Below are 19,918 nucleotides of genomic sequence, written 5' to 3'. Positions count from 1 at the left end.
TCAACGACCACGCAAGAACAGTTTGTCCAGGTCATCCAGGCCCAATTGGGTCCAGGTCGGACGACCATGGTTACATTGACCGCTGCGCTCGGTGTTTTCCATATCGCGCAGCAAGCCATTCATTTCTGCCACCGCCAGGCGGCGATTGGCACGCACCGCGCCATGACAGGCCATGGTGCCCAACAACTCGTTCAAGTGTGCCTGAATACGGTCACTGGTGCCGTACTCCATCAGGTCGGCCAAGACATCCTGAACCAGGCGATTGGCTTCAGCCTGCTTGAGCAAGGCCGGAATCTGCCGGATTGCCAGGGTTTCCGGGCCAAGGCGCTGCAACTCGAAGCCCAGGCGCTGGAACCACTGGGCATGCTCTTCAGCACAGTCAGCCTCACGCTGACTCAATGCCAGCGACTCCGGCACCAACAGCGGCTGCCCACTAAGCCCCTCACTGGCCATGGCGATTTTCAGGCGCTCGTACATGATCCGCTCATGGGCCGCATGCATGTCCACCAGCACCAGCCCCTGAGCGTTTTCAGCCAGGATATAGATCCCCTTGAGCTGGGCCAGGGCATAGCCCAACGGCGGAATGTCGCCCTGGCCTTCCGGCAAGGCGACCGCTGCAGTTTCGGGCAGCGGGGCAAAGAACTCGCGGTAGACGCTCTGGGTTTCCGCCGTTGGCATCGGCGAAGCAGGGCGCGGGGTGTACTGATACCCGTAACCGGCACCCGAACCACTGCCTGCCGGACGAGACGCAGGCTCGGCCACAGGCTGCTCGAGCAGGTTGGCCGCCAGGCGCATCTCGCCCTGAGGACCAAACTCGCCCGCCGCCAGCCCACTCGGCCGAATCGCTTCGGGCACTGCCGCAGGCGCCGCCACCTGATCTTCCGGACGAACATCAGCCAGCGCCCGGTGCAACGTGCCGTAGAGGAAGTCATGCACCATACGGCCGTCACGGAAGCGCACTTCGTGCTTGGTTGGATGCACGTTGACGTCGACACCCGTAGGGTCAACTTCGAAGAACAGCACAAAGGTCGGATGCCGGCCGTTGAACAGCACGTCGCGGTAGGCCTGGCGTACCGCATGAGCCACCAGCTTGTCGCGCACGGCCCGACCGTTGACGAAGAAATACTGCTGGTCTGCCTGGCTGCGGGAGAAGGTCGGCAAGCCGACCCAGCCCCACAGGTGCAAGCCGTTACGCTCGATCTCGATCGGCAACGCCTGCTCAAGGAACGCGGGGCCGCAAACCGCGGCAACGCGCCGCGCCCGGGCCACATCGTCATTGGCCTCATGCAGGCTCAGGATGGTCTTGCCGTTATGGCGCAAGTGGAACGCCACATCGAAACGTGCCAGCGCAAGGCGCTTGATGACTTCCTGAAGGTGATCGAATTCGGTCTTTTCAGTCTTGAGGAACTTGCGCCGGGCCGGCGTATTGAAGAACAGGTCCCGGACTTCCACCGACGTTCCTACCGGATGCGCCGCAGGCTGCACCCTTGGCGCCATGTCGCGCCCCTCGGTTTCGACCTGCCAGGCCTGGTCGGCGTCACGGGTGCGCGAGGTCAGGGTCAGGCGTGCAACCGAGCTGATCGACGCCAGCGCCTCACCGCGAAAACCCAGGCTCATTACCCGTTCCAGGTCTTCGAGGTCGCGAATCTTGCTGGTAGCGTGGCGTGCCAGCGCCAGTGGCAGATCATCGGCAGAGATACCGCTACCGTCATCGCGCACGCGCAGCAGTTTGACACCCCCCTGCTCCACGTCCACATCGATACGCCGGGCGCCGGAATCAAGACTGTTCTCCAACAGTTCCTTGATCACCGAAGCCGGACGCTCAACAACTTCACCGGCGGCAATCTGGTTGGCGAGCCTAGGGCTAAGCAGCTCGATTCGAGCGCTGGTACTCATTGCTGGGCCGCCAGGGTGGCACTGGGAATGTCCAGGTTCTGACCAACCTTCAGTTCATCGGTCTTGAGGCTGTTGGCACTGCGCAGCGTCGCCACGCTGACCTGATAACGCACAGCAATCATCGCCAGCGTTTCGCCAGGACGCACCACATGTTCACGTGGCCCCTGGGCGATCTTGCCGCTGTCACGCAACCAGGCCACATAGGTGCCCGGCGGCGGGTTTTGCTGGAAGAACTGCCGCACGCCACTGTGGATAGAACGCGCCAGCGACTGCTGATGGCTAGGCGTGGCCAGCTTGGACGCCTCGTTGGCGTTAGAGATAAACCCGGTTTCCACGAGGATCGACGGGATATCCGGCGACTTCAGCACCATGAAGCCTGCCTGTTCAACCCGACGCTTGTGCAACGGGGTGATACGGCCAATGTTACCCAGCACCTTTTGCCCAACGTTCAGGCTGGAACTCAGCGAGGCGGTCATCGACAGGTCGAGCAGTACGCCGGCCAGCATGCGGTCCTTGTCATCCAGGCTGACGTTACCGGCACCACCGATCAGGTCGGAACGGTTCTCGCTGTCCGCCAGCCAGCGCGCGGTTTCCGACGTCGCACCACGGTCGGACAAGGCAAACACCGAGGCACCGAAAGCTGCCGTGGAGGGCGCCGCGTCGGCGTGGATCGAAATGAACAGGTCAGCGCCTTTCTTGCGGGCAATCTCGGTACGTTTACGCAGCGGGATGAAGTAGTCACCGGTACGGGTCAGTTCGGCGCGAAAGCCTTTCTCGGTATTGATCTGGCGCTGCAGTTCCTTGGCGATCGCCAGGACAATGTCTTTCTCATGCTGGCCACGCGAGCCCGAGGCGCCCGGGTCTTCACCGCCGTGACCGGCATCGATGGCGATGACAATATCGCGCTTGCCGTTCGGTACCGGCGGCAATTTGATCGCAGGCTGCGCAGGTGTGACCGGAACGGCAGGCGCGGTTGCAGTGGCCGGCGGCGGTGCTGGCGTCGACGGCGAGGTATCGGCGTCCTGATCAAACAGGTCGACCACCAGGCGGTTACCGTACTGCTGATTCGGAGCCAGAATGAAACTCTTGGGGTTGACTGCCTTGCTAAGGTCAATCACCACACGCAGGTCAGTCGGGGTACGTTGCGCCGAGCGCACACTGGTAATCGGGGTATTGGCAGTGGGAAGCGACAGCGGCGCGGCCATGGTAGCGCCGTTGATGTCGATCACCAGGCGATCCGGCGCACTCAGCGTGAATACGCTGTGCTGCACAGGCCCCGACAGGTCGAATACCAGCCGCGTGTTGTCCGGCGCCCGCCACAAACGCACGCTTTTGACTTGAGTGACGGCCAAAGCGTCAACGGTCACGACCGTAAGCAATAGTCCTACGACGGCAACCAGTGCGCGAATGCGCATACCTATCCCCATTTTCTATTTGAATTCCAAGGCCAGAGCGACACACCAGGCTTCGCCGCGCGAGCCCTGCGGCAACAGGTTCAGCGAACGACCGCCCGCTTGTGGGCTTATGGTAATGGTCAGGTCAGGCTTTGGCAAAATGCCCGCCCCCTTTTGGGGCCACTCCAACAGACACAAGGCGTCATCATCAAAATAGTCACGAATGCCCATGTACTCGAGCTCTTCGGGATCGACCAGACGATACAGGTCAAAGTGGAAGGCGCGCTTGTCACCTATCTCATAGGGTTCAACCAGGGTAAACGTCGGGCTTTTCACCGCGCCACGATGCCCGAGCCCACGGATAATGCCGCGCGACAGGGTAGTCTTGCCCGCCCCGAGGTCGCCCTCGAGAAAGATCACGCCACGACCTTCAGTCACCTCGGCAATACGTGCGCCGAAATCGACCATGGCCTGCTCATCGGCCATAAACAGGGTTACACCTGACACGCTGAATGCTCCTCCAACAACTGACGAATCTCTGGAATCAGGTCACTGGCCGCCAGGCCACGCCCTTTTTCACCCTGCCGCTCTCCGGCACGGGCATGCAACCAAACACCAAGACAGGCGGCCTGCCATGGTGCCATTCCCTGCGCCAGCAGTGCCCCCAGCACACCACTGAGCACATCACCCAAGCCTGCTGTCGCCATGGCCGGATGCCCATGCTGACACAGGGCCAGATGACCATCCGGAGCAGCAACCAGGCTGCCGGCGCCCTTGAGAATGCACACCGCCGCATATTTGCGCGCCAGCTTGCGCGCCGCCCCGGCCCGATCCGCCTGCACCGCTTCGGTGGCGATACCCAGCAAACGTGCGGCCTCACCCGGATGCGGGGTCAGAATGCTATGGGCGGGCACCGACAAGGGCGAGCGCGCCAACAGGTTCAACGCATCGGCATCCCACACCTGCGGCAACCCCACATCAACAAGGGCTGACAACAAGCTACGACCCCAAGCCGCCTGCCCCAGACCTGGCCCCACCACCAACACCGAGGCACGTGACAACGGCGCCATCAACTGGCTGGCCGACTGCACACCCAGGCTCATCACTTCCGGCAACCGCGCCTGCGCTGCAGCCAGGTGTTCACCACGGGTCGCCAGTGAAACCAGCCCGGCACCACAGCGCAGGGCTGCCTCTGCCGCCAGAAGCCCGGCACCGCCGGTGCCGCGATCCCCGCCGATTACCAGCACATGACCAAACTGGCCCTTATGTGCATCAACGGGTCGTGCTGCCAGCAGCGGCAGGCTGTCGCCCTCAAGCGTCAGCACGTCTTTTGCGATGTGTTTGGTATGCGGCATGCGTACTGGGCTCCGATGTCTGGCAGAATTATACGCACCTGAGTCCTGATTGCCTTGTTTAGCATGCCTGTTCCTGTCACTGATCTTCCCGCCCTGGCCCAATCCATCAAGGAATGGGGCCGCGAGCTTGGCTTTGCCCATGTCGGCATCGCCGGGGTGGCACTTGGCGAGCATGAAAAACACCTGGAGCGCTGGCTTGAAGCCGGTTACCACGGCGAGATGGACTACATGGGCGCCCACGGCAGCAAGCGCTCGCACCCTGAGGAACTGGTGCCCGGTACGCTACGGGTGGTTTCGCTGCGCATGGACTACCTGCCAGGCGACACCCAGATGGCACAGCGCCTGGCACAACCCGAAAAAGCGTACATTTCCCGCTACGCCCTGGGCCGCGACTATCACAAGCTGGTCCGCAAGCGCGTTCAGCAACTGGCCGAGCGTGTCCAGCAGGCTATTGGCCCCTTTGGCTTTCGCGCCTTTGTCGACAGTGCCCCGGTGCTGGAAAAAGCCATCGCCGAGCAGGCCGGGCTCGGCTGGATCGGCAAAAACACCCTGCTGTTGAACCGCAAGGCCGGCAGCTACTTCTTCCTTGCCGAACTGTTCGTCGACATTCCACTGCCCGTCGACCCGGCACAGGCCAGTGAGCATTGTGGTCGCTGCAGTGCCTGCCTGGATATCTGCCCGACCAAAGCCTTCGTCGGCCCCTATGTACTGGATGCCCGACGCTGCATTTCCTACCTGACCATCGAGCTGAAAAACGCCATCCCCGAAGACCTGCGCGCCCTCATTGGCAACCGGGTATTCGGTTGCGACGACTGCCAGATTGTCTGCCCCTGGAACCGCTTTGCTCGCCCAACCGAAGAGCGCGACTTCAAACCGCGACACAACCTGGACAACGCCGAGTTGGCCGAACTGTTTCTCTGGGATGAAGAAAAATTCCTGGCCAGCACCGAGGGCTCGCCGTTGCGCCGGGCCGGCTATGAGCGCTGGCTGCGCAACCTTGCCGTGGGCCTGGGCAACGCACCCTCGAGCATTCCCGTGCTGGAAGCCCTCAAGGCGCGTCGCGACTACCCTTCCGATCTGGTACGCGAGCACGTCGAGTGGGCACTAAGGCAACATGCCGAGCGGTTGTCACCCCTGTCGGTTTGATCATTGCTCGTCGTTGTAATGGAACTTGGGCATTTCCCAGTGAAAGCGAATGGCCAATAGGCGCAACAGGAAGCCGCCGAACAAGGTGAGCAGAATGGCCTGCTCGCCTGGCAACTCCAGCGCAACACAGGCCAGGTAGCACCAGGCCGCTGCGAAAGAGACGCTGGCATAGAGCTCACGACGGAATATCAGTGGGATGTCGTTGCAGAAGATGTCGCGCAGGATGCCGCCGAAGACCCCGGTAATGACCCCACTGATCGATGCAACCAAAAAGCTCTGGCCCATTTCCAGAGCGGTCATGCAGCCAATCAGGGTGAAGGCCACCAACCCCAGCGCATCAAGCACCAGGAACAGCGAACGCAAGTGGCGCATCAAGGGGGCAATGAAGATAGTGACCAGCGCCGCAACACTGGTCAGCACCAGGTACTCGGGGTGCTTGACCCAAGTCAGCGGGTAATGCCCCAGCAGTACATCCCGCACCGAGCCGCCGCCCAGTGCGGTAATGCAGGCGATCAGCACCACGCCGAACCAATCCATGCCGCGACGACCGGCCGACAACGCACCCGTCATGGCTTCAGCGGTGATTGCAATCAAGTAGAGCATCAACAACATGGTGCAGATCCGAGCAAAGGGGCGCGCAGTCTACCCAGTTGCCCGCGGCACCAAAAGGGGGCGCACGGAGGATAATCCGCACACCCCGGGTGCACGCCGCATCAGAACTTGATGAAGTGCTCGCGGTAGTGACGCAGCTCGGCAATGGATTCGCGGATGTCGTCCAGTGCCAGATGGGTTCCACCTTTCTTGAAACTGTCGCGGACCTCAGGCGCCCAGCGTGCAGCCAGCTCCTTCAGGGTTGAGACGTCGAGATTACGGTAGTGGAAATAGTTTTCCAGCTCACGCATGTGGCGGTAGAGGAAGCGGCGGTCCTGACAGATGCTGTTGCCACAGATCGGCGACTTGCCCTTCGGCACCCACTGCTCGAGGAAGGCCAGGGTCTGTGCTTCGGCGGCGGCCATGTCGACCTTGCTCTCACGCACGCGCTGAGTCAGGCCCGAAGCGCCGTGGGTGCGAGTGTTCCACTCGTCCATGCGCGCCAGCACCTCATCGCTGTGATGGATCGCGATGACCGGCCCTTCAGCCAGGGTATTCAGGTCACTGTCGGTGACAATCGTGGCCATCTCGATGATGACATCATGATCAGGGTCCAGACCGGTCATTTCCAGATCGATCCAGATCAGGTTCTGGGGGTTCTGCATACAGTGTGCTCCTCAACGTAGCTACGCAGTTTAGCCTAGTGGAGCATGCTAAACTCCAGACCGATTTAATATTGCCTCCCGCACGGAACCTTCATGGCCAAACGCCAGCTCAATCGTCGCCAGAACTGGCGTATCGAAAAAATCCAGGGCGAACGCGCTGCACGCGCCGCCAAACGCGAACAACAGGCCATGGAGGTACTCGAAGGTGGCGACTTGGGGCCCGAGCAACTGGGCCTGGTAATCGCCCACTTTGGCGTACAAGTTGAAGTCGAGGCCCAGGACGGCGAACAGGTCGGCCAGGTCTTTCGTTGCCACCTGCGCGCGAACCTGCCCGCACTGGTAACCGGCGACCGCGTCGTCTGGCGCGCAGGCAACCAGGGCATTGGCGTTATCGTGGCGCAGATGCCGCGCAGCACCGAACTGTGCCGCCCAGACTCGCGCGGCCAGCTGAAACCGGTGGCGGCCAACGTCGACCTGATCGTGATCGTCTTCGCACCAATGCCCGAACCGCATGCCAACCTGATCGACCGCTACCTGGTAGCCGCCGAACACGCCGGTATTCGCCCCTTGCTCCTGCTGAACAAGGCCGACCTGATCGACGAACAGAACGCCCCGGCACTCAATGCACTGCTGGCGGTGTACCGGCAACTGGGTTACCCGCTGCTGGAGGTTTCGGCCCACCATGGCGACGGCATGCAACAGTTGCAGTCCCAACTCGACGGCCATATCAGTGTGTTCGTCGGCCAGTCGGGGGTGGGTAAGTCATCGCTGGTCAACAGCCTGCTACCCGAGGTGCAAGCCCGTGTTGGCGCGCTGTCCGAATGGTCAGGCCAAGGCACCCATACCACGACGACCGCCCGCCTCTTCCACTTCTCCGGGGGTGGCGAACTGATCGACTCACCGGGTATCCGTGAGTTCGGCCTGGGCCATGTCAGCCGCGCTGATGTCGAGTCGGGCTTTATCGAGTTCAATGACCTGCTCGGCACCTGCCGCTTCCGCGACTGCAAGCATGATCGCGAACCCGGCTGCGCCCTGCTCAAGGCACTGGAAGACGGGCGCATCCAGCAGCAGCGCATGAACAGCTACCGCTCGATCATTGCCAGCTTGCCGCAAGACAGCTACTAAGCAATAACGAGCCCGTCAGCACACAGCAAAACGCCCGCGCAGATCGCTCTGCGCGGGCGTTTTGAGTGCCTTGGACTTAACGCTTGCCCGGCTCGTCCATCTTCAACACACCATCCTCGAAGATATTCAGCTTCTGGCGCAGCTCGTGTGGCTGCATAGGCTCGGGCTCTGGCGCAGTTGCACCGCTGGAGCCGCCCGGCGAAACCGGTGCAACACCTGGCTGAGTGCCTTCCGGCGCGGCAGGCGCCTGCTCACCCTCCATCGCTCGCTGGGCCTTCTTGGTCAGCACGATGATGTCGATACGACGGTTAACCGGATTGAACGGGTTAGCGCGATCAAACAGCGACGACGACGCATAACCCACTACCCGAGCGACCTGGGTGTCCGGGTAACCACCCGCCACCAGCGCACGCCGAGCGGCGTTGGCACGGTTGGCAGAAAGCTCCCAGTTACCGAAATCACCCGTACCGGCGAACGGCTTGGCATCCGTGTGGCCACTGATGCTGATCTTGTTCGGTACGGCCTTGATGGTATCGGCCATGGCCAGCAGGATATCTTCGAAATAAGGCTGCAAGCGCGCACTGCCCAAATCGAACATAGGCCGGTTTTCCGCATCCATGATCTGGATACGCAGGCCGTCCTGGGTAATCTCGAAGAGGATCTGATCCTTGAATTTCTGTAGCTGCGGGTTTTCTTCGACCTTGTTTTGCAGCTCCTGCAGCAACAACTCCAGACGCTCACGCTCAACCTGTTCGGCCATGGTTTCGACCTTGTCCTTATCCAGCTGAATGCTGGTGTCAGGCGTTGGCTCGGACTTCACCTCAGGGTTGATAGTCTTTTCAGGGGCCAACTGAGGCGAACCGCCCAGGTCGATAATGTACGGCGTACCACTTTCAGAGAACCCTATCGGGTCCTTGAAGTAGCCAGCGATGGCAAGCTTCTGTTCCGGCGTGGCCGTCGACAGCAGCCAGAGCACCAGAAAGAACGCCATCATCGCCGTCGCGAAGTCGGCGAACGCAATCTTCCAGGCGCCACCGTGATGGCCAGCGTCAAAGCGTTTGACGCGCTTGACGATAATGGGCTGATTGTTCTCCATGGCTTAGCGACCGCGAACCGCTTGTTCCAGCTCAGCGAAGCTCGGACGATGCGACGGGAACAGCACCTTGCGACCGAACTCTACAGCCAGCGATGGCGGCATGCCCGACGCCGAGGCGACCAGCGAAGCCTTGATGGCCTCGTAGACATTGAGTTCTTCACGGGCGTCATGACGCAGCGTATTGGCCAGTGGACCGAAGAAACCATAGGCCGCGAGAATACCGAAGAAGGTACCGACCAGCGCCGCGCCCACGTGCAGACCGATGGATTTCTGATCGCCATCACCCAGCGAGGCCATGGTCACCACGATACCCAGTACGGCAGCCACGATACCGAAACCCGGCATACCGTCGGCAATACCCGTCACCGCGTGCGACGGATGCTCAAGCTCTTCCTTAAGGCTCAGCAATTCCATGTCGAACAGGCCTTCCAGCTCGTGGGGAGCCATGTTGCCGGTAGACATGATGCGCAGGTAGTCGCAGATGTACGCGGTCATGCGTTCATCCTTGAGCACAGCCGGGTACTTGGCAAAAATCGGACTGGCCGCCGCGTCTTCGATATCGGCCTCAATCGCCATCATGCCTTCACGACGGCTCTTGTTGAGGATCTCGTAGACCAGGCCCAACACCTCGATATAAAAGGTGTGGGTGAAGCGCGTGCTGAACATCTGCAACGATTTTTTGACCACGTGCATGGTCATATGGCCAGGGTTGGCCTGCAAAAACGCACCGAATGCAGCACCCCCGATGATCAGCACTTCGAAAGGCTGAATCAACGCAGCGATTTTGCCGTGAGAAAGCACATATCCGCCAAGCACACTCGCGAATACGACGATGATGCCGATAATTTTAGCCATAGTTTAAAGCACTTACTGTCGTGGTCAGGGTCGGGGGGGCGGAAGCTCGAAAACTCTTCTTCTACTTATCGGCACTTCTGCGCCAGACTATAGCCAGTCAAGGCGAAAAGCCAGTTCAGGCGCCCTACAGCATGCCTAATGAAACTATCGTGCCAAATAAAATCCCAAAAACACTCGATGCCTGGGTCAGGCTTCTAGACAGCGCTCGCCTTCCGGTACCCCGCGACAGCCATGCACGGGTTCGTGCGGCAATCAGCGACAACCGAAGCTCGTTACGTGACATTGCCGAGCTGATGCAGGGCAGCCCAGCGCTGGTGCTGAGCGTGATTCGCGAGGCTAATCAACACACTCATTCGAGCATGAGTGAACCGGCCGAGAGCCTGGAAATCGCCCTGAACAGATTGGGCCTCAAGCGTACCGAAGAACTGCTTGAGCGCTTGCCCACCCTGGATCAGGCGCAGATCCCGCAACCCCTGCGGCAGTTGCAGATGGTCAGCCAGCATGCCTGCACGCAAGCCAATGGCCTGTTCGCCAATCGACTGGCGCGACTGTGGCAGGAAATCCACTGGGGCAGCCTGCTGTTTCTGTCACCGCTCTGGCCTCTGGCAATCACTTACCCCAAGTTGCTTGAAGAATGGGAAGTGCGGGTTGTCCACAAGAGCGAGTCATCAACAGCCGTTGAGCACGAGTTGTTCGGTGTGCGCCTGCTCGCCATCTTCCAGGCCCTGGCCAATCATTGGCGCCTGCCAAACTGGGTCACTCAGGGCTATCACTTGCTGCAGGAGGAGCGCGAACTGCTGGCCAAGGTCACCCACATTGCGCGTGATGACGACCCGCTGCATCAACAACAGCAACTGGACGATGATCCCGGTTTGCGACGCTGGTTCAACCAGCCGGCCAACACGGTGCTACTGGCCAATGGTTTGGCGCTGTCGGCCCAGGTGGCCTGGACCAGCCCGCACAACGTTCGCTGGGAGTACCTGATCAGCCTGTACTTGCAAGAACCTATCGACGCGGTACAGCAGCAGATTCACCAACACGCCGCCAGCAGTGCCCGCAGCCACGCAGACGCCGACCTGTTCCACCCGGCGGAAGCATTGATCTGGCCGTGGGAGGCACGCCGTATCCCGCGCGGCCTGTTGCCAGCGGCGCCGCCGTCAACCGAGGCACTGGGTGCCTGGCGCAAGTACTGCGCCGAACTGCTGGCCGAACCCAGCCCCTTCACCAACGCCATGCACCTGACGACTCACGCCCGGGACGCGCTGCTCGCCTGCGGCATGCAGCGGGTGATGCTACTGATGACCGACAAGAACCTGACCCACCTGCGCGTTCATCAAATTGCCGGCCTGGCCAAAGAGGCTGCCAGCCTGAACCTGCAGATCGATCAGAGCAAAGTGCTGCAACGCCTGCTGACTCAGTCAGCCCAACTGCGCCTGACCCCGGAAAACAACGCGCAGTTTTCTGCACTGTTGCCGGCCAGCCTGCGCAGCCTGTTCAAGGGCAGTCACGTGCTGTTGCGCTCGCTGTCGAGCCATGGCCGGGTCGTCATGCTGCTGGTGGCCGACCAAGGCGGCGCGCCCTTCTCGGAAATCAGCGTGCAAGCCTTCGGCAAGACCGCGCAATGCATCGAACGCGCCCTGAACAACTTCAGCAATCGCAGTGCCTGACCCATGCGCTACAATCGCCCCCTCTCTTTCGACGTGGAGACCCTGGATGACTGACTTTTCTGGCTTGCCCCTGGTGATCGAGCCCGCTGACCTGCAGGCTCGCCTTGAGGCCCCGGAGCTGATTCTGGTCGATCTGACCAGCGTCAACCGCTACGGCAGTGGACATATCCCGGGGGCGCGCTTCGTTGATCCCAAGCGCACGCAATTGGGTCAGCCTCCAGCGCCAGGCTTGCTGCCGGCCAAAGCTGACCTGGAAAAGCTCTTCGGCGAGCTCGGGCATAACCCCAATGCCGTCTACGTCGTGTATGACGACGAAGGTGGCGGTTGGGCCGGGCGCTTCATCTGGCTGCTGGACGTAATCGGCCACACGCGTTACCACTACCTGGATGGTGGCCTGCATGCCTGGCATGGGGCAGGCCTGGCCCTGTCCACCGATGTGCCGGCCAGCGCTGGCGGCCCGGTCAGCCTGCGCCTGAACGACGCACCGACAGCCACCCGCGAATACCTGCAAAGCCGCCTCGGCGCAGCCGACCTGGCAATCTGGGATGCGCGTAGCCAACTGGAATACAGCGGTGAAAAGGTCCTCGCCGCCAAGGGCGGACATATCCCCGGTGCGGTCAATTTCGAGTGGACCAAGGGCATGGACACCGACAATGCCCTGCGTATCCGCAAAGACATGCCACAGATCCTCGAGCAACTGGGCATCAGCAAAGACAAGGAAGTGGTTACCCACTGCCAGACACACCACCGCTCCGGCTTTACCTACCTGGTGGCCAAGGCCCTCGGCTACCCGCGGGTCAAGGCGTATGCCGGCTCGTGGGGCGAATGGGGCAACCATCCGGACACGCCTGTAGAAGTTTAAGGAAACCCAATGAAATCCCGCTTGTTCATCATCAGCCAGTACCTGCTGCCGCATCACCTGCTTTCGCGCCTGGCAGGCTGTATTGCCGAGTGCCGCGTGCGCTGGTTCAAGAATGCGTTCACCCAATGGTTCGCCAAACGCTACCAGGTCAACATGAGTGAAGCGCTGGTCGAAGACGTGACCGCCTACGAGCACTTCAACGCCTTCTTCACCCGCGCGCTGAAACCGGATGCACGCTCGCTGGACACAACTCCAGGGGCGATTCTCTGCCCAGCCGACGGTGCTGTGAGCCAGCTCGGCCCTATCGAGCACGGACGCATTTTCCAGGCCAAGGGCCACAGCTTCAGCGCCCTGGAGCTACTGGGCGGCGATCCAGCACTTGCTGCGCCGTTCATGGGCGGCCAGTTCGCCACCATCTACCTGTCGCCGAAGGACTACCACCGCGTGCACATGCCACTGGCCGGCACACTGCGCGAGATGGTCTACGTACCGGGTCGCCTGTTCTCGGTCAACCAGACTACCGCCGAAAACGTACCGGAGCTGTTTGCCCGTAACGAACGCGTGGTCTGCCTGTTCGACACCGAACGTGGCCCGATGGCCGTGGTGCTGGTGGGTGCAATGATCGTGGCATCGATCGAAACCGTTTGGGCGGGCCTGGTGACTCCGCCGAAGCGCGAGCTGAAAACCTTCCGCTACGACGACGCCGCACGTGCGCCGATCCACCTGGAGAAGGGTGCGGAGCTGGGACGTTTCAAACTGGGTTCGACCGCTATCGTGCTGTTCGGTCAGGATCAAGTGAAATGGGCCGAAGAGCTGACAGCAGGTTCTGCTGTACGGATGGGCCAAGGCCTGGCACTGCCTGCACAAGCCTGACGCTACAGACAGACATGCGCCCCCAGGCCGGGGGCGCATGTCATGCGGGGCTAACCAGCAGCGTGATCAGCCACGACCGTGGCGGTCACGCATGCCCAGCAGGTACAACACACCATCCAGGCCCAATGTCGAAATCGCCTGTTTGGCCGACTGCTTGACCAACGGTTTGGCCCGGAACGCAACACCCAGCCCTGCAATGGCCAGCATTGGCAGGTCATTGGCACCATCGCCCACGGCAATGGTTTGCTCCATCTGCAAGCCTTCCTTGCGTGCCAGCTCGGTCAGCAGATCAGCCTTGCGCTGTGCATCGACAATCGGCTCTACCGCCACACCGGTGACCTTGCCATCGACGACTTCCAGCTCGTTGGCATAGACATAGTCAATACCCAGACGGGCCTGCAACTGCTTGGCGAAGTAGGTGAAGCCGCCGGACAGGATGGCGGTCTTGTAGCCCAGGCGCTTGAGCTCGGCAAACAGGGTCTCGGCACCCTCGGTCAAACGCAGCGACGCACCGATTTCATCCAGCACGCTGACATCCAGCCCTTTGAGCAACGCCAGGCGCTCCTTGAAGCTGGCCCGAAAATCCAGCTCGCCGCGCATCGCGCGCTCGGTGATCTCCGAGACCTGCTCACCCACACCCGCAGCCTTGGCCAACTCATCAATAACTTCGGCTTCGATCAGGGTGGAGTCCATGTCGAATACCGCCAGACGACGGTTACGGCGGAACAGCGAGTCCTGCTGGAAAGCGATGTCGACGTTCAGCTCCTGAGCCACGCTGAGAAATTCGGCGCGCAGGGCTTGGGGGTCGGCGGGTTCGCCACGTACCGAGAACTCGATGCAACCCTTGCTCTTTTCCACCGGCGTATCCAACGCAACGCGGCCGGACAGACGGTCGATGTGGTCGATATTCAGGCCGTATTGCGCGGTAATCGCGCTCACTCGCTGCACTTGCTCAGCGGTTACCTTGCGGGTCAGCAACGTAACGATATGCCGTGGCTTGCCCTGACCCTCTACCCAGGCTTGGTAATCGGCTTCGGAAACCGGCGTAAAACGCACCTGCTGATCCAGCTCGTAGCCAGCGAACAGGATGTCCTTGAGGACCGAAGAGGCATGCTCGCTTTCTGGAATTTCGACCAGAATGCCAAAGGACAGGGTGTCATGAATCACCGCCTGACCGATATCGAGGATGTTCACACCGCTCCTCGCCAGGACACCGGTGATGGCGGCGGTGAGACCCGGACGGTCCTCACCAGTGATGTTGATCAGGACGATTTCGCGCAAGACGGGCTCCGACTCGTTGAAAAAAAGCGCATTCTACCGACTTTCACTGACTATCGGGCACCGCCGATACTTTGCCGCCCTGTAGCTGCTCGCTATACTGCGCAGCAACTTAACCGACATAAAGAGCCGCGCTCTGTGAACCGGCCTACGCCTGTAAAAACCGACAACTTCTTCCTGCTGATCTTTCGTGCCCTGCGCCAGCGCCGAGTACCGTTGGCGCTGCGGATCGCCTGCCATAACGTCTTCCTGGTCGCCTTGGCACTGGTGATCTATGCCGTTGTGATGGGCCTGCAGTTCAAGGAAGCCATGCATGAACAGGCTGATGCCCTGGGCCAGAGCCTGACGACCCAGACGGCCACCTCGGCTACCGAACTGCTGGTGTCCAACGACATCCTCAGTCTCAACGTGCTGCTGGGCAACCTGGTGAAGAACCCGCTGGTGGCCCACGCGGCCATCTACAGCGTCGATAACCGGATTCTGGCCGAGGCTGGCCAGCGCCCGAAAAACGGCCTGCTGGGCGAAGCGGAAGGCCTCTACCAGACCAAAATCACCTTCCAGGACGTGACGGCAGGGCAACTGCGCATCAGCCTGGACATGAGCCAGTTTCAGCAGCCGCTGACCATCAGCCTGCAAAGCATGGGCATTCTGGCCGGTATCCTGCTGGCACTGGCACTGGCCTTGAGCCTTCGTCTGGGGCGTTTCATCTCCACACCGCTGCTGCAACTGCGCGTATGGCTGCGTGACCTGAATGAATTCACCCCGGCCACTGAGCGCCAGGACGAGATTGGCGACCTGGCGCGCCAACTGCATGCCCGCTTCGCGCCGCCGCCACGTGAGGTAGAGCCAGAAGCAGAGGATGACGACTCGCTGGAAAGCGAGGCAGACGAACCGACATTTGAAGTTCGTAATCTGCGCGACCCAAGCTTTGACGAAACCCCAGCCATTGCACACCCTACCGTCCGAGCTGTCGTGGACGAGGACGAGGACGACGAGGCGTTCGCCGACCTGCATGATGACACCGATGTCGCTCGTCCAGCCCAGCAAGCAGTGGCACGCCCACCACAGGCCAGTGCGGTTCTGGCTATACAACTGGGCTCGCAGGAACAATTGCGTCGCCTGCCGCGCGCGCGCCTGACTGAACTGCTGGAACGCTACCGCGACTGCCTCGACCAGGCCGCCTCGCTGTATGAAGGCGAAGTGCAGACACTCAATGACGGCAGCACCCTGATGCTGTTCCACCGCCAGGACAGCGGTGACGACTACCTGACCAACGCCATTTGCTGCGGCGAACTGCTGCGCGCACTCGGCCATGCACTGCAGATCGAGGTCGCGGACAGCGGCATCACCCTGCAACTGCAGCTGGGTCTGGTGTTGGGTGAAGGCCTGCATGGCCTGAGCCAGATCGACCTGCTGCTGACCGAAAAGGCCCAGGATGCCCTGGCCTTGTCCCAGCACAGCCGCAATTTGTTACTGGTCGAACGCAAGATCAGCGACGACGCCCTGATTCGCCAGCGCGCCCGCATTCGCCCGATCGCCAGCCCTGAAGGGGCCTGCTGTGTCGAGCGACTGATGGAACCTTATCCATCGATGCTGGAACGCCAGCTTGCGCGCATGCACGAAAGCCGCGTCAAGAACTAGCCTACCCAGCGATGCAGGCTTGCCTGCGATGACGTCAGCACGGGTGTCAGTGAGTGCGAGGCGACTGCATCGTTGGCAAGCCAACTCCCACAGGGATCCGCACAGTACACCGAATTTCCTGTAGGAGCAGGCTTGCCTGCGATGGCATCAGCGCGGTGCCAGCGAGTGCGCAGCGCCTGCATCGTTGGCAAGCCAACAGGGGGCCGCGCAGAACGCTACATTTCCCTGTGGGAGCAGGCTTGCCTGCGATGGCGTCAGCATGGGCACCCGTAAGTGCGCAGCATCGACAGCCTGAACCCGCATCGCTGCGGGCTCGTTCTTCAGAAGCGGAACACTTCCATTTCGGTGCGGATTGGCGAAGCCAGCGGGATCTTCGACTTTTCAGGCCCCTCCTTGCGCACCTGCACAGGAGCAGCCTTGCGTGGTGTTTCTTCGACCACAGGCGGCTGATTGGCCAGCGGTTTGAGCGCAGCGCTCAACTGCTCAGACAATCGCTGCAGCAACACACCCTGAGCCTTGACCTGATCAGCAGAGCTACCCAGATGCCGTTCCTCAAGGTGGATGATACGGTTGTCACGAACCTTGCCACGACGGTCAATCAAACGCCACTGGGCATCCAGGATGGCAGGCTGATGCACGCCTGAATCCAGACGTGTGATCGACAGCAGCACTTGCACGTCAGGGCTGAAACCCGAGGTGGCCGGCGCCAGCACGACGCGATGGCTGTCCAGACGCCAGGCCAACTGACGTACCAGCAGTTGATCGATGTCAGCCGACAGGCTGCCTGCCCAACGACCATCGGTGGCAGCAGTCAGGCTGCCATCCGCCTGACGCTGCAGGAAGGTTTCACGTTGCAAGTAATCAGCAACCGACACCGGCCCCAGCACAACGGCCATGCCGCCCGCCTGTTTAGGCTGCTCAGGCTGACCATCGTCGAGCTGATACAGCGCAACCGGTTGATGCATGCTACAGCCAGCCAGGCCCAATACCCCTGCCAGCAGTAGAACAAATGGAAGGCGCAGAAAAGTCATCATCCCATCCAGGCGGTCGCCACTCGGCTCACCGCAGTGATACACATAAATTCACTCGGGCACCCAGCTACCTGGGCACCACAAGGCGCCTATCATCCGCGAATATGCGGCCCGACTCCAGCATTTGTGCCGTATACCCGACCAAAAAAGCCGGGTATGCGGCCCACGAGCACACTAGCCAAGGCTCTCGACCAGCAACGCGTCAACCCGCTGGAAACCACGTGGCAGCTTGCTACCGCGCCGCCCTCGCTCACCCTTGTAGTGCTCCAGGTCATCAGCCTTGAGAGACAGGGTACGCTTGCCGGCCTGCAATACAAGGGTTGAACCCTCAGGAACGACCGCCAAATCAGTGACGTACTCTTCGCGGCTAGCAACCCGCTCACCTGGAATACCAATGATTTTATTGCCCTTTCCTTTGCCCAACTGCGGCAGGTCGCTGACCTTGAACACCAGCAACCGACCTTCGGTCGTGACGGCTGCCAGCCAATCCTGCTCACGGTCGGCCAACGCACGCGGCGCAATGACCTTGGCACCATTCGGCAAGCTGAGCAGCGCCTTGCCCGCCTTGTTTTTGGCCTGCAGGTCTTCGCCCTTGGCCACAAAGCCATAGCCGGCATCGGAAGCGATCACATACAGCGCGTCATCGTCAGGCAGCAGCACGCACTCAAAAGTAGCCCCTGGCGGCGGTGTCAGTCGGCCGGTCAGCGGCTCTCCCTGCCCCCGCGCCGACGGCAGGGTATGAGCCGCCACCGAATAGCTGCGGCCTGTCGAGTCGATGAATACCGCGAATTGGTTGGAACGCCCCGCAGCGGCAGTCTTGAAACCATCGCCGGCCTTGTAGGAAAGCCCCGTTGCATCGATGTCGTGACCTTTGGCGCAACGCACCCAGCCCTTCTCCGAGAGCACCACGGTAACCGGCTCGGTCGGCATCAACTCGTTTTCCGAGAGGGCCTTGGCCTCGGCACGCTCGATGATCGGCGAGCGGCGATCATCGCCGTAAGTCTCGGCATCCTTGATCAGTTCCGTGCGCACCAGCTTGCGCAGCTTGGATTCGCTACCCAGCAAGGCGATCAGGCGAGCCTGCTCTTTGGCCAACTCGTCCTGCTCATTGCGAATTTTCATTTCTTCCAGCCGCGCCAGTTGGCGCAGGCGGGTTTCGAGAATGTACTCCGCCTGGGTTTCGGTCAGGCCGAAACGGGCGATCAGCGCAGCCTTCGGCTGATCCTCGGTGCGGATGATATGAATCACTTCATCCAGGTTGAGGAACGCCACCAGCAAACCTTCCAACAGATGCAGGCGCCGCTCGACCTTGTCCAGGCGGAACTGCAGACGACGACGCACAGTACCAACCCGGAACTCCAGCCACTCGCTGAGCAGCGCCCGCAGATTCTTGAGCTGAGGGCGACCGTCAAGGCCGATGATGTTCATGTTGACCCGGTAGCTGGACTCCAGATCCGTGGTCGCAAACAGGTGCTGCATCAACTCGTCGAGGTCGACCCGGTTGGAGCGGGCGATGATCACGATCCGGCACGGGTTTTCATGGTCAGATTCGTCCCGCAGATCGGCCACCATCGGCAGCTTCTTGGCTTGCATCTGCGCGGCGATCTGCTCCAGCACCTTGGCGCCGGAGACCTGATGCGGCAACGAGGTAACGACGATATCGCCATCCTCGATGCGGTAGACCGCGCGCATGCGCACCGAACCCCGACCGGTTTCGTAGATTTTCAGCAGGTCGGCCCGTGGCGTAATGATTTCCGCCTCGGTCGGATAGTCTGGGCCCTGGATATGCTCACACAGCTGTTCGACGGTCGCCTTCGGCTCATCGAGCAGCCGCACACAGGCACTGGCCACTTCGCGCAGGTTGTGTGGCGGCACGTCAGTCGCCATGCCCACTGCGATACCGGTGGTACCGTTGAGCAGAATGTTCGGCAAACGTGCTGGCAGCACGGCAGGTTCGTCGAGGGTGCCGTCAAAGTTTGGCACCCAGTCGGCGGTACCCTGGCCCAGCTCACTGAGCAGTACTTCGGAGTAACGCGACAGGCGTGCCTCGGTGTAACGCATGGCGGCAAAGGACTTCGGATCATCCGGTGCCCCCCAGTTACCCTGGCCATCGACCAGTGTGTAGCGGTAGCTGAACGGCTGGGCCATCAACACCATGGCTTCATAACAGGCCGAATCGCCATGGGGGTGGAATTTGCCGAGTACATCACCAACAGTACGTGCCGATTTCTTGTGCTTGGCGTCAGCGTCCAGCCCCAGCTCGCTCATGGCATAGACGATACGTCGCTGCACCGGTTTCAGGCCATCGCCGATATGTGGCAGCGCACGGTCCATGATCACGTACATGGAGTAGTTGAGGTAGGCCTGTTCGGTGAAGTCAGCCAGTGACCGGCGCTCTACGCCATCGAGGCTGAGATCAAGGGAGTCGCTCATGCGGGCCTCA

17 protein-coding genes are annotated in these 19,918 nt (G+C 61.1%); 6 read left to right on the top strand and 11 right to left on the bottom strand.

The window, feature by feature from the left end:
* From mutL to UIA24_RS04770, 4 genes are read right to left on the bottom strand one after another with little or no spacing between them, the layout of a single operon-like run.
* A complete protein-coding gene (gene mutL / locus UIA24_RS04785) occupies positions 1-1,896 on the bottom strand; it encodes a DNA mismatch repair endonuclease MutL (RefSeq protein ID WP_330522304.1) in 1,896 nt (631 codons plus the stop codon).
* The gene (locus tag UIA24_RS04780) at positions 1,893-3,323 is read right to left on the bottom strand and encodes an N-acetylmuramoyl-L-alanine amidase (protein ID WP_330522303.1); all 1,431 of its coding nucleotides are present in this window, start codon (positions 3,321-3,323) and stop codon (positions 1,893-1,895) included. The genes mutL and UIA24_RS04780 overlap by 4 nt, the downstream gene beginning before the upstream one ends.
* A gap of 3 nt (positions 3,324-3,326) precedes the next feature.
* Complete coding sequence (tsaE, locus tag UIA24_RS04775) at positions 3,327-3,797, bottom strand: tRNA (adenosine(37)-N6)-threonylcarbamoyltransferase complex ATPase subunit type 1 TsaE (protein ID WP_102052356.1); 471 nt, start codon at positions 3,795-3,797, stop codon at positions 3,327-3,329.
* Positions 3,785-4,645, bottom strand: a complete 861-nt coding sequence (locus UIA24_RS04770) for an NAD(P)H-hydrate dehydratase (RefSeq protein ID WP_330522302.1) — start codon at positions 4,643-4,645, stop codon at positions 3,785-3,787. Before UIA24_RS04770 ends, tsaE begins: the two co-directional genes overlap by 13 nt.
* A 63-nt stretch (positions 4,646-4,708) precedes the next feature.
* Here UIA24_RS04770 and queG point away from each other — a divergent pair, with 63 nt between their 5' ends.
* Positions 4,709-5,791 (top strand): tRNA epoxyqueuosine(34) reductase QueG, encoded by a 1,083-nt coding sequence (gene queG / locus UIA24_RS04765; RefSeq protein ID WP_330522301.1) that lies wholly within the window; start codon positions 4,709-4,711, stop codon positions 5,789-5,791.
* Here the strand turns inward: queG and UIA24_RS04760 are convergent, their stop codons facing one another.
* Together UIA24_RS04760 and orn are read right to left on the bottom strand one after the other, a co-directional pair.
* Positions 5,792-6,403, bottom strand: coding sequence for a trimeric intracellular cation channel family protein (locus UIA24_RS04760; RefSeq protein WP_065758749.1), 612 nt, complete (start codon positions 6,401-6,403; stop codon positions 5,792-5,794). It lies immediately after the preceding gene.
* A 101-nt stretch (positions 6,404-6,504) separates the two neighbouring features.
* Positions 6,505-7,047: an oligoribonuclease gene (gene orn / locus UIA24_RS04755; RefSeq protein ID WP_330522300.1), complete on the bottom strand. Its 543-nt coding sequence runs from the start codon at positions 7,045-7,047 to the stop codon at positions 6,505-6,507.
* A 93-nt stretch (positions 7,048-7,140) separates the two neighbouring features.
* On the opposite strand from orn, the gene rsgA reads away from it, so the two are divergent.
* Positions 7,141-8,172 carry a small ribosomal subunit biogenesis GTPase RsgA gene (gene rsgA / locus UIA24_RS04750; RefSeq protein WP_330522299.1) on the top strand — a complete coding sequence of 344 codons (1,032 nt, stop codon included), beginning with the start codon at positions 7,141-7,143 and terminating at the stop codon, positions 8,170-8,172.
* Between the two features lie 76 nt (positions 8,173-8,248).
* On the opposite strand, the gene motB is transcribed toward rsgA, so the two are convergent.
* Together motB and motA are read right to left on the bottom strand one after the other, a co-directional pair.
* Entirely contained in the window at positions 8,249-9,268 is a 1,020-nt protein-coding gene (gene motB / locus UIA24_RS04745; RefSeq protein WP_330522298.1) for a flagellar motor protein MotB, read from the bottom strand.
* A 3-nt stretch (positions 9,269-9,271) separates the two neighbouring features.
* Entirely contained in the window at positions 9,272-10,123 is an 852-nt protein-coding gene (gene motA, locus UIA24_RS04740; RefSeq protein WP_065758745.1) for a flagellar motor stator protein MotA, read from the bottom strand.
* Between the two features lie 131 nt (positions 10,124-10,254).
* Between motA and UIA24_RS04735 the strand changes: the two genes are divergently transcribed.
* From UIA24_RS04735 to asd, 3 genes are read left to right on the top strand one after another with little or no spacing between them, the layout of a single operon-like run.
* Positions 10,255-11,790 (top strand): HDOD domain-containing protein, encoded by a 1,536-nt coding sequence (locus UIA24_RS04735; protein WP_330522297.1) that lies wholly within the window; start codon positions 10,255-10,257, stop codon positions 11,788-11,790.
* Between the two features lie 46 nt (positions 11,791-11,836).
* Positions 11,837-12,652 carry a rhodanese-like domain-containing protein gene (locus UIA24_RS04730; RefSeq protein ID WP_065758743.1) on the top strand — a complete coding sequence of 272 codons (816 nt, stop codon included), beginning with the start codon at positions 11,837-11,839 and terminating at the stop codon, positions 12,650-12,652.
* Between the two features lie 9 nt (positions 12,653-12,661).
* Entirely contained in the window at positions 12,662-13,525 is an 864-nt protein-coding gene (gene asd / locus UIA24_RS04725) for an archaetidylserine decarboxylase (protein ID WP_065758742.1), read from the top strand.
* Positions 13,526-13,591: 66 nt separating this feature from the next.
* Here asd and serB read toward each other — a convergent pair whose 3' ends face one another.
* Positions 13,592-14,806: a phosphoserine phosphatase SerB gene (gene serB, locus UIA24_RS04720; RefSeq protein WP_065758741.1), complete on the bottom strand. Its 1,215-nt coding sequence runs from the start codon at positions 14,804-14,806 to the stop codon at positions 13,592-13,594.
* Positions 14,807-14,941: 135 nt separating this feature from the next.
* On the opposite strand from serB, the gene UIA24_RS04715 reads away from it, so the two are divergent.
* Positions 14,942-16,444, top strand: a complete 1,503-nt coding sequence (locus UIA24_RS04715; protein WP_330522296.1) for a histidine kinase — start codon at positions 14,942-14,944, stop codon at positions 16,442-16,444.
* Positions 16,445-16,764: 320 nt separating this feature from the next.
* Here the strand turns inward: UIA24_RS04715 and UIA24_RS04710 are convergent, their stop codons facing one another.
* Together UIA24_RS04710 and parC are read right to left on the bottom strand one after the other, a co-directional pair.
* A complete protein-coding gene (locus UIA24_RS04710; protein WP_065758739.1) occupies positions 16,765-17,475 on the bottom strand; it encodes a PqiC family protein in 711 nt (236 codons plus the stop codon).
* Positions 17,476-17,649: 174 nt separating this feature from the next.
* Positions 17,650-19,908, bottom strand: a complete 2,259-nt coding sequence (parC, locus tag UIA24_RS04705; RefSeq protein WP_065758738.1) for a DNA topoisomerase IV subunit A — start codon at positions 19,906-19,908, stop codon at positions 17,650-17,652.
* Positions 19,909-19,918 lie beyond the last annotated feature (10 nt).

The organism is Pseudomonas sp. AL 58, assembly GCF_036348395.1.
GTDB classification, from domain to species: domain Bacteria; phylum Pseudomonadota; class Gammaproteobacteria; order Pseudomonadales; family Pseudomonadaceae; genus Aquipseudomonas; species Aquipseudomonas defluvii.
Note: the sequence above shows the minus strand (reverse complement) of the source record. Positions and strands in the feature narration are given on the sequence as shown.